Source organism: Rhodococcus sp. Q, from assembly GCF_005503035.1.
GTDB lineage: Bacteria > Actinomycetota > Actinomycetes > Mycobacteriales > Mycobacteriaceae > Rhodococcus_G.
The window spans coordinates 26,139-35,919 of sequence record NZ_SCOY01000045.1; the positions used below are offsets into that span (position 1 = coordinate 26,139).

Sequence of the window (9,781 nt, forward strand, 5' to 3'; positions counted from 1 at the left end):
CGTAGGAGTGGCCCCCGACCGGTGAGGTCGGGGGCCTTCTTCGTACCGTCGGCCAGAAATCAAGCAATCATGCTTGATTGTTTCGGCGTCCGGCCCTACAGTCGCGAGTGACCGACATCACTCGGTGATGGCTTAGTGACCGAAACAACCCATCGATGCGGAGGCTGGCACCCCATGAAGCCCGATATGTCCGGACTGTCCGAGCTCGAGATCAATCTCGCGACCCGTGTGTCGGTCGGCGACGCGCTGACCCGCTCCGCACGGATGTTCGGGGCGCGAGCCGCGGTCCTCGACCGTGGCACCACCGTCACCTACCGGGACCTCGACACGGCCGCCGAGTCCGTCGGCCGGGCTCTGCTCGACGCCGGGCTGGAGCGGCAGCAGCCGGTCGCGATGCTGATGGGCAACTCGTGGCAGTTCCTGGCCACCTACTTCGGCTGCGCGAAGGCCGGACTCGTCGCGATGCCCGTCAACCTCGTTCTCGCGCCGGAGGACATCGTCTGGATCCTGCGTGACTCCGGCACCACCACGATCGTCACCGACGCCGCCTTCGTGCCGTTGATCGAGAAGGTCCTCCCGGCTCTCGACGCGGTGACGACCGTCGTCGTCTCCGGTGAGGGTGCGCCCGCCGAGATCGCCGGGCGGCGGGTCCTGTCGTGGACGGGGATCGCCTCCCGCGCGGTGGACGGGCCACTCGAGGTCCTCGTCGACGACCGCGACACCGCGCAGTGCCTCTACACCTCGGGCACGACCTCGCGACCCAAGGGCGTCCTGACCAGTCATACCTCCCTGATGATCGGCGGACTGACCAATGCGCTGATGCAGGGCGCCGGGTGGGGTAGCGAGCCCGCGGTGCTGCTCAACGTGCTGCCGCTCTTCCACACCACGGGACTGAACACGCTCGTCATGCCGACGCTGTTCATCGGTGGCACCGTCGTGCTGCCGGGACCGTTCGATCCGGGCGCGGTCCTCGACGCGATCGAGACGCACCGGGTGACCACGGCGATGATGCTGCCGATCATGTACGCGGCCGCGCTCGCCGCGCAGGGGCAGCAGGCCCGCGACCTGTCCTCGGTGCGCCTGGCCATCTACGCGATGGCCCCGATGCCCGCGACCCTGCTCGACCAGGTCGACGCGGCCTTCCCGAATGCGGCGGTGATCCTCGGATCGGGTCAGACCGAGGTCGTGCCCGCGACCGTGCTGCAGTGGCCCGAGCACCGCGACACCAAGCCCGACTCCTGGGGGCCCGCGACGCCGACCGTCCAGGTCGGGATCATCGCGGATGGCGCATTGACGCCCGTCGGGGAGACCGGCGAGATCGTCTACCGCGGCCCCCACGTGTGCAGCGGCTACTGGAACAACGCGGACGCCAACACGGCCGCGTTCGCGCACGGCTGGTTCCACAGCGGCGACGTCGGTCGCCTCGACACCGAGCAGGTCGTGTGGTTCACCGACCGCCTCAAGGACATCATCAAGTCGGGCGGCGAGAACGTCTCGTCGGTGGAGGTCGAACGAATCGTCGCCGGTGCTCCCGGCGTCGTCGAGTGCTCGGTGGTCGGGCTGCCGGACGAGCGGTGGGGCGAGGCCGTGACCGCGGTCGTCGTCGGATCGGATCCGGCCGTCTCCGACGAGCAGTTGGAGGCGACGGTGATCGCTCACGCGAAGGCCCACCTGGCCGGGTTCAAGGTGCCCAAGCGGGTCCTGGTGGTCGACGAGTTGCCGAAGACCGCGACCGGCAAGGCCCGCAAACACGAGCTGCGGGCGAAGCTGCGGGCGTGAGGACGGGGTGGGCCCGGCCACACATTAGACTGGGCGGGTGGCAGACACCCAGCATTCCGGCCCCAGCCAGCAGAATCCGGTACTCGTCGTCGATTTCGGGGCGCAGTACGCGCAGCTGATCGCACGTCGGGTCCGTGAGGCCAGCGTCTACTCCGAGGTGGTGCCGCACACGGCGACCGTCGAGGAGATCGTGGCACGCAAGCCGGCGGCGGTGATCCTGTCCGGCGGACCGTCCAGCGTGTACGCCGACGGCGCGCCGCAGCTCGACCCGCGCCTCTTCGACCACGACATCCCGGTGTTCGGCATCTGCTACGGCTTCCAGGCCATGGCCGGTGCCCTGGGTGGCACGGTCACCCACACCGGCACGCGTGAGTACGGGCGCACCCAGCTCAGTGTGGACGGCGGTGTCCTGCACGAGGGCCTGCCGACCACCCAGCCGGTGTGGATGAGCCACGGCGACGCCGTCACCGACGCGCCGCAGGGCTTCGAGGTCACGGCGACCAGCGCGGGCGCGCCGGTCGCCGCGTTCGAGGATCGGGCGCGGCGACTGGCGGGCGTCCAGTACCACCCGGAGGTCCTGCACTCGCCGCACGGCCAGCAGGTCCTGACCCGTTTCCTGCGCGAGATCGCGGGCATTGCACCGACGTGGACGGCGGCGAACATCGCCGAGGCCCTGATCGAGCAGGTCCGGGAACAGGTCGGCGACGGCAAGGCGATCTGTGGCCTCTCCGGCGGCGTCGATTCCGCGGTCGCGGCCGCACTCGTGCAGCGGGCCATCGGCGACCGGTTGACGTGTGTGTTCGTCGACCACGGCCTGCTGCGTGCGGGTGAGCGGGAGCAGGTGCAGCAGGACTTCGTCGCCTCGACGGGGGCCAAGCTGATCACCGTCGACGCGGTCGACACGTTCCTGTCGGAACTCGACGGCGTCTCCGACCCGGAGGCCAAGCGCAAGATCATCGGACGCGAGTTCATCCGGTCGTTCGAGGGTGCCGTGACGGAGGTGCTCGGCGAGTCCGTCGCGCATGGCGAGGCCGTGGACTTCCTGGTCCAGGGCACGCTGTACCCCGACGTCGTGGAGTCCGGCGGCGGCGCGGGCACCGCGAACATCAAGAGCCACCACAACGTCGGTGGCCTGCCCGAGGATCTGCAGTTCAAGCTCGTGGAGCCGCTGCGTCTGCTGTTCAAGGACGAGGTTCGCGCGGTCGGCCGCGCGCTCGGCCTGCCCGAGGAGATCGTTGCCCGTCAGCCGTTCCCCGGTCCGGGTCTGGCGATTCGCATCGTGGGTGAGGTGACCCGGGAGCGGCTCGAACTGCTGCGCCAGGCCGACGCGATCGCGCGTGAGGAGCTCACCGCGGCCGGTCTCGACGGCCAGATCTGGCAGTGCCCGGTGGTGTTGCTCGCGGACGTGCGCAGTGTCGGTGTCCAGGGCGACGGACGCACCTACGGGCATCCGATCGTGCTGCGCCCGGTGTCCAGTGAGGACGCGATGACCGCGGACTGGACGCGTCTGCCGTACGACGTTCTCGAACGGATCTCCACCCGGATCACCAACGAGGTGGCCGACGTCAACCGCGTCGTGCTCGACGTTACGAGCAAGCCGCCGGGAACCATCGAGTGGGAGTGACCCACTGACGCCTGCGAGGGCCGTCGACGCACAGCGTCGGCGGCCCTCGTCGGTGGTGGGATGGATTCTTCCTGTCAGTGAGCTGTGGAACGCTGTGAGTTCTGCCCGCGGGCTCCAAGGTTCGCGGGGTTCACTTGTTCGATGCGAGTCGCGAGGAGAACGACATGACGGGGGAAGGCTCCGGTACGGCGTACCGGGTGCTCGAGCGCGGTGTCTGGGGAGCACACCGCACGGGGGTCGGTGAGCGTGGCGGGGTGGCCCTGTTGTGCGACGCGACCCGGGCGCTGGTGACGCGAATGTGCCGTGCCGAGTTGGCTCCGGCGCTGGGGATACCTGCTGCGGATTCCGTTGCGGCGGGAGTTCTTCCGGTTGCGCTCGCCGCGGTGCTCACCGACCGGGTGCGATCCCCGCTGCGGGTGGTCTACACCGAGACGGTTCTCGGTGTCGAGGCCGCCCGGCCGTACGTGACGCCGCCGGGGCCGATGGACGGATTGGCGCGACACGAACGGGACGTGCTCGTGTTGCGAACTGCCGTGGGGCTCAGCGCTGCCCAGGCAGGTGAGGCGTTGGGATGTTCGGTCGAGCGGGTGCACCGCGATCAGCACTCGGCTCTGCAGAAGCTCCGCAACGTCCGCGTCTGCGGGTAGCGCCCCTGGCAGTCATCGCCGCCGGCCGGGGGAGATGACGAGGACCACGCCGACCACGACGGCGACCACGATGAACAGCCACTTGGCGTGACCTTCGCCGATGGCGCCGAGCCGGTCCGGTCCGATGAATGCCCACAGGCTGACGAGCAGCGCGGCCAGGCCGGCGAGCAGCAGGCCCGGTGACGGCCGTCGGCGCGTGCCGGCGGTCGCGTCGGTGTCGGTGTCGGTGTTGTCAGCCACGGTGAACCTCCAGATTTCCCATGCGGCCGTTCATGTTCAGGGTCAGTACCGGCCCGTCGGTGCCGTCGGTGCCGCCGCTCAGCCCGTCCGGAAGGCAGTAGGTGTCCCCGACCGCGATCGAGCAGTGATTGACGACGTTCATGTTCTCCGGGACGAGCACGGTGAAGCTGCCCACCCCTGAGGTGACGTCGACGGTCTTGTCCTCGGACAGCGTGATCTGACGCAGGTCGAGCGTGAATTCGCCGAGCTGCCCGGTGTATTCGGGAGCGAGCTCGGTGGCGGCGGCGGGTGTCCAGGTGCGGGTGCCGACGTTCTCGGATTCCCAGTCGACGGGGCCGATGAGCGAGGCGAGGATGACGAAGCCGACGAGTGGTCCGGTGACGACGAGCAGTCCGTATCCGCGTCGCAGGAAGGCTCCGATGACGAGTCCGACGCCGACGACGGCGAGGCCGACGGCGCCGATCCGGCCGGGCGACAACCAGTCCCATCCGGTCGCCGCGGCGAGTGCCCACGCTGCGGCGGTGGCGAGGATCGCCAATCCCAGCACCACCGACGTCAGCCGAGACTTCGGTCGGGCGGGGGCGGGGACGGGCGGCTTCGGTGCGGGCGTTGGCTCGGGGAGATCCCAGGCGAACGGTGCCACTCCGAGCGGATCCCACGCGGGCGGCGTCGTGACGTCGGTCGGTGGGACACCGCCGGCCGCGCTCGAAGCGGAGGACGGTGTGACCGCGACGTCCGGGTCCGTCGAGGCGTCGGCCGTCGGCGCGTCGGGGGACGGTGTGGCGGAGCCCGGTTCGTAGGTCTTCGGCAGCGTCGCGAAGACACCTGGCGGTGTGTGTGTGGCGCCGGGCCAGCCGGTGGGGTCGCCGTGCCACGCGCGCGGGTTGGCGTGCGGGAACCCGGGTGTCGGGATGCCCGCCCACGGCTCCGCGTCGGGGATGGTGGCCGGGGGATTCGGCCGGCGTTGGAACAGCAGCCACAGCCCGCCGAGCATCAGCGCCATGCTGAACATCCCGGACCCGCCGAATCCGACGCCGATCGGACCGAAGGCGCTGACCGCGATCGCGAGTGCGACCACCAGGACGATCGTCTTCGTGCTCGATGCCGAACTCCGGCCACGACCGAGCAGCGACTCGGCAGCGGACGCGTCGTCACCTGCACGCGGTAGCAGCAGCCATCCCGCCAGGTAGAGGACGATCCCCGCGCCGCCGAAGATCGTCGAGACGACGAACGCGACTCGTATGAGGACGGGGTCGACGTCGTAGCGGTGGCCGATGCCCGCCGCGACGCCTGCGATCGGGCCTCGACGGGGAAGTCGCACGGGCCGGGTTCGCCACAACTGGTTCAGCTGTTCGGAGAAGGTCGCTGTGCTCATGGCGTCCATCGTCGACCCCGTGGGGGTGCGTGCACATCAGGGACCGACCCTGATATTCCGCCGAGGAGGACGCTCCGTTGTCAGGGTTGCACCCTGATGCGCGCGGCGGTGACCGCGTGCCACCATCGAAGGTGTGCAGCCGATCCCACGTGCCCAGACGCCGGTGACCGCTCCGGTGTCGCCGGAGGGGCCACCCAGGCTCGAACGACGCGTCGGTGGCCGGGTCATCGGTGGTGTCGCAGGCGGGCTCGCCGATCATCTCGGGGTCGACGTGTTCAAGGTTCGGGTGGCGTTCGTGCTGCTCGGCGCGCTCGCGGGCGCAGGGATCACGGCGTACGGCCTGCTGTGGATCTTCACCCCGCCCGGCACCGACACCGAGCGTCCCAGTCGCGCCGAGCGGCAGCGGGCACTCGGCCTCGCCGTCCTCGGTCTCGCGCTGGCCGCGGTACTGGGCGCGCTGGCGAGCGGTACCGCCGCCGAGGTGCTGGTCCCCGTCGTCGTGGTCGCGGTCGGTGCGGCATTGGTGTGGCGGGAGTACGACTCCGACGGTCCGCGCTCGGTGTTCGGTCTACCGCAGAGCCCGACCGTTCTCACCTGGGCGCGGGTCCTCGGTGGCATCTCGCTGATCGTCCTCGGGCTCGGTGTGGTGATCCTGGCGCAGGTCGACCTGGCGTCGCTGCGGTCGTCGGTGCTGGCGGTGGTGGTGACTCTCGTCGGGATCGGGCTGCTGACCGTGCCGCTGTGGCTGCGGATGTGGCGCGATCTCGGACGTGAGCGGGCGGCACGGATCCGCACCGAGGAGCGTGAGGAGATCGCCTCGCACCTGCACGACTCGGTGCTCCAGACGCTCGCGCTGATCCAGAAGCAGGCCGATTCGCCGCTGCAGGTGCAGCGCTTGGCCCGCAGCCAGGAGCGGGAACTGCGCAAGTGGCTGTTCGGTGAGGGCGAGACCGCGCACGCGAGTCTCGCGGAGGCGTTGCGCACGATCGCGGGCGAGGTCGAGGACCAGTACGGGGTCGCGGTCGAGACCGTCACCGTCGGCGATGTGCGACTCGACCTGCCCGAGGCCGATTCGGGGATCACCCCGGAGGCGGTCACGGCGGTCCTCGGTGCCACGCGTGAGGCGCTCGTCAATGCGGCGAAGCACTCCGGTGAATCGAGCGTCGACGTCTTCGCGGAGGCGGAGTCCACAGAGTTGAACGTCTTCGTCCGCGACCGCGGCGTCGGATTCGACGTCGACGCCATCGCGGGGGACCGCCAGGGGCTGGCGAAGTCGATCCGTGCGCGGGTCGAGCGACGCGGCGGCGAGGTCACCGTCGATTCTGCGATCGGGAGGGGGACCGAGATCCGCATCCACATGCCGCTCGGTACCCAGGACACGGACAACCTAGAGTGGTCGGAGCAGTCGGCCCGACCCAAGGAGCAGCCTCGGTGACGTCATCCGGAAGCAATCCCGAATCCGGTTCCTCTGACACCGCTTTCCGGGTGTTTCTCGTCGACGATCATGCCGTGTTCCGGTCGGGGGTGCGGGCCGAGCTGGCAACGGAACCCGACATCGTGGTGGTCGGTGAGGCCGGCGGAGTCGCGGAGGCGATCGCGGGAATCGACGCCACCTCACCGGACGTGGTCCTGCTCGACGTGCACATGCCGGACGGCGGCGGCGTCGCGGTGCTGGCCGGGATCGCGCCGGGCCCGGTGTGCCTGGCGCTCAGCGTCTCCGATGCGGCGGAGGACGTGATCGCGGTGATCCGGGCGGGTGCCCGGGGTTACGTCACCAAGACGATCTCGGGTCGTGAACTCGCAGACGGTGTCCGGCGGGTCGCCGGGGGGGACGCGGTGTTCAGCCCGCGTCTCGCGGGGTTCGTCCTCGACTCGTTCACCGGGCGATCGTCTGTTCCCGAGCCGCCGCTCGATCCGGAACTCGATTCGCTCACTCCGCGTGAACTCGAGGTGTTGCGCCTGCTCGCTCGCGGCTACACGTACCGGGAGATCGCCGAGACGCTGGTGATCTCCGTGAAGACCGTCGAGACGCACGCGTCCAACGTGCTCCGCAAGACACAGCAGTCCAACCGGAACGCGCTCACCCGGTGGGCGCACCGACGTCGCATCGAGTGACGGCGGCCGGCGGAGGATCCCCGATGTCCGCCAATTCCGATGTCCTCCAACGCGGGATGCGAACGGACCGTTCAGGCCCTCGGCGGGACTGAACGGTCCGTTCGGATCATCGATCGGGACGCTATTCGGTGGTGGTTCCTCCGGAGCGGGCGCGGCACACGACCCACGCCAGCGCCGTGGCCGCGAAGGCCAGTGCGGCGGGTACGGGGATCAGCAGGGGCGAGGCCAGCGTCACCACCAGGACGAGCATCGGCACCAGCAGTGCACCGGGGTGGGGGCGGTAGGTCGGTACGACCTGCTGGTCCAGCCAGGTCGGGGCCGGACCCGCCCTCATCGCCCTGCCTCGGCGGGGGTGTGGCCGCGTCCGACGTGGGCCTCGGCGTGCATCCGCTCGACCATGTGCGGGTAGTGCAGCTCGAACGCCGGGCGCTCCGAACGGATCCGGGGCAGCTCGGTGAAGTTGTGGCGCGGCGGCGGGCAGCTCGTCGCCCACTCGAGCGAGTTGCCGTAGCCCCACGGGTCGTCGACCGTGACGACCTCGCCGTAGCGGTAGCTCTTGAAGACGTTCCAGATGAACGGCAGCGTCGAGGCACCGAGGACGAACGCGCCGACCGTGGAGAACGCGTTCAACGTGGTGAAGCTGTCCGTGGGCAGGTAGTCGGCGTAGCGACGGGGCATGCCCTCGTTACCGAGCCAGTGCTGCACGAGGAACGTGGCGTGGAAGCCGATGAACGTCAACCAGAAGTGCCACTTCGCGAGACGCTCGTCCATCAGCCGGCCCGTCATCTTCGGGAACCAGAAGTAGATGCCCGCGTAGGTGGCGAACACGATGGTGCCGAACAGCACGTAGTGGAAGTGCGCGACGACGAAATACGAATCGTGCAGCTGGAAGTCGAGCGGCGGGCTGGCGAGCAGGACACCGGACAGGCCACCGAAGAGGAACGTCACGATGAAGCCGACCGAGAACAGCATCGGCGACTCGAACGTCAACTGGCCCTTCCACATGGTGCCGATCCAGTTGAAGAACTTCACACCGGTCGGAACCGCGATGAGGAACGTCATGAACGAGAAGAACGGCAGCAGGATCGCGCCGGTGGCGTACATGTGGTGCGCCCACACGGCGACGGACAGGGCGGCGATACCGAGCGTGGCGTAGACCAGGCCGCTGTAACCGAAGATCGGCTTACGCGAGAAGACCGGGAAGATCTCCGACACGATGCCGAAGAACGGCAGCGCCAGCACGTACACCTCGGGATGACCGAAGAACCAGAACAGGTGCTGCCACAACATGACTCCGCCGTTGGCGGGATCGAAGATGTGGGCGCCGAAGTGACGGTCGACGAACAGTGCGAGCAGCGCCGCCGCGAGCAGCGGGAAGATCATCAGGGCGAGCAGGCTCGCGACGAGGGTGTTCCAGGTGAAGATCGGCATGCGGAACATGGTCATGCCGGGTGCCCGCAGGCAGACGATCGTCGAGATCAGGTTGACCGCTCCGAGGATGGTGCCGAGGCCGCCGAGGGTCAGGCCGATGATCCACAGATCGGCGCCCGCTCCGGGGGAGTACGCCACGTCGGTCAGGGGAACGTATGCGGTCCACCCGAAGTCGGCGGCACCGCCGGGGGTGACGAAGCCTGCGGAGGCGATCAGCCCGCCGAACAGGTACATCCAGTAGCTGACGGCGTTGAGGCGCGGGAAGCACACGTCGGGGGAGCCGATCTGCAGCGGCATGATGTAGTTCGCGAAGCCGAAGAAGATCGGTGTCGCGTACAGCAGCAGCATGACCGTGCCGTGCATCGTGAACAGCTGGTTGTACTGCTCGTTCGACAGGAACTGCATGCCGGGCACGGCGAGTTCGGTGCGGATGAGCAGGGCCATCAGCCCGCCGATGAGGAAGAAGGCGAACGAGGTGACGATGTACATGACACCGATCGTCTTGTGATCGGTGGTGGTGAGCAGTTTGACGATTGCCGAGCCCTTCGGCGCGGAGCCGGTGGGTGCGGG

The 9,781-nt window shown here is 69.0% G+C and carries 9 protein-coding genes; 5 read left to right on the forward strand and 4 right to left on the reverse strand.

The window, feature by feature from the left end:
* The first annotated feature begins 174 nt into the window (after window positions 1–174).
* The 3 genes from FFS72_RS24575 (at window position 175) to FFS72_RS24585 (ending at window position 4,050) form a co-directional block, all read left to right on the forward strand.
* Window positions 175–1,779 (forward strand): AMP-binding protein, encoded by a 1,605-nt coding sequence (locus tag FFS72_RS24575; protein ID WP_137876406.1) that lies wholly within the window; start codon window positions 175–177, stop codon window positions 1,777–1,779.
* Between the two features lie 37 nt (window positions 1,780–1,816).
* Window positions 1,817–3,403: a glutamine-hydrolyzing GMP synthase gene (guaA, locus tag FFS72_RS24580; RefSeq protein ID WP_137876407.1), complete on the forward strand. Its 1,587-nt coding sequence runs from the start codon at window positions 1,817–1,819 to the stop codon at window positions 3,401–3,403.
* Window positions 3,404–3,567: 164 nt separating this feature from the next.
* Window positions 3,568–4,050, forward strand: coding sequence for a sigma factor-like helix-turn-helix DNA-binding protein (locus FFS72_RS24585; RefSeq protein WP_137876408.1), 483 nt, complete (start codon window positions 3,568–3,570; stop codon window positions 4,048–4,050).
* Between the two features lie 12 nt (window positions 4,051–4,062).
* Here the strand turns inward: FFS72_RS24585 and FFS72_RS24590 are convergent, their stop codons facing one another.
* Entirely contained in the window at window positions 4,063–4,290 is a 228-nt protein-coding gene (locus FFS72_RS24590; RefSeq protein WP_137876409.1) for a hypothetical protein, read from the reverse strand.
* Entirely contained in the window at window positions 4,283–5,665 is a 1,383-nt protein-coding gene (locus FFS72_RS24595) for a PspC domain-containing protein (protein ID WP_137876410.1), read from the reverse strand. Before FFS72_RS24595 ends, FFS72_RS24590 begins: the two co-directional genes overlap by 8 nt.
* A 133-nt stretch (window positions 5,666–5,798) precedes the next feature.
* Here FFS72_RS24595 and FFS72_RS24600 point away from each other — a divergent pair, with 133 nt between their 5' ends.
* Together FFS72_RS24600 and FFS72_RS24605 are read left to right on the forward strand one after the other, a co-directional pair.
* Window positions 5,799–7,100, forward strand: a complete 1,302-nt coding sequence (locus tag FFS72_RS24600) for an ATP-binding protein (protein WP_249353511.1) — start codon at window positions 5,799–5,801, stop codon at window positions 7,098–7,100.
* Window positions 7,097–7,780: a response regulator gene (locus FFS72_RS24605; RefSeq protein WP_137876411.1), complete on the forward strand. Its 684-nt coding sequence runs from the start codon at window positions 7,097–7,099 to the stop codon at window positions 7,778–7,780. The genes FFS72_RS24600 and FFS72_RS24605 overlap by 4 nt, the downstream gene beginning before the upstream one ends.
* Before the next feature lie 121 nt (window positions 7,781–7,901).
* Here FFS72_RS24605 and FFS72_RS24610 read toward each other — a convergent pair whose 3' ends face one another.
* Both FFS72_RS24610 and ctaD read right to left on the reverse strand, forming a co-directional pair.
* On the reverse strand, window positions 7,902–8,114 hold the full coding sequence (locus FFS72_RS24610) for a hypothetical protein (RefSeq protein WP_137876412.1): 213 nt from the start codon (window positions 8,112–8,114) through the stop codon (window positions 7,902–7,904).
* Window positions 8,111–9,781: aa3-type cytochrome oxidase subunit I (gene ctaD / locus FFS72_RS24615; protein ID WP_137876413.1), on the reverse strand; the 1,671-nt coding region annotated here is incomplete at its 5' end. The genes FFS72_RS24610 and ctaD, both read right to left, overlap by 4 nt.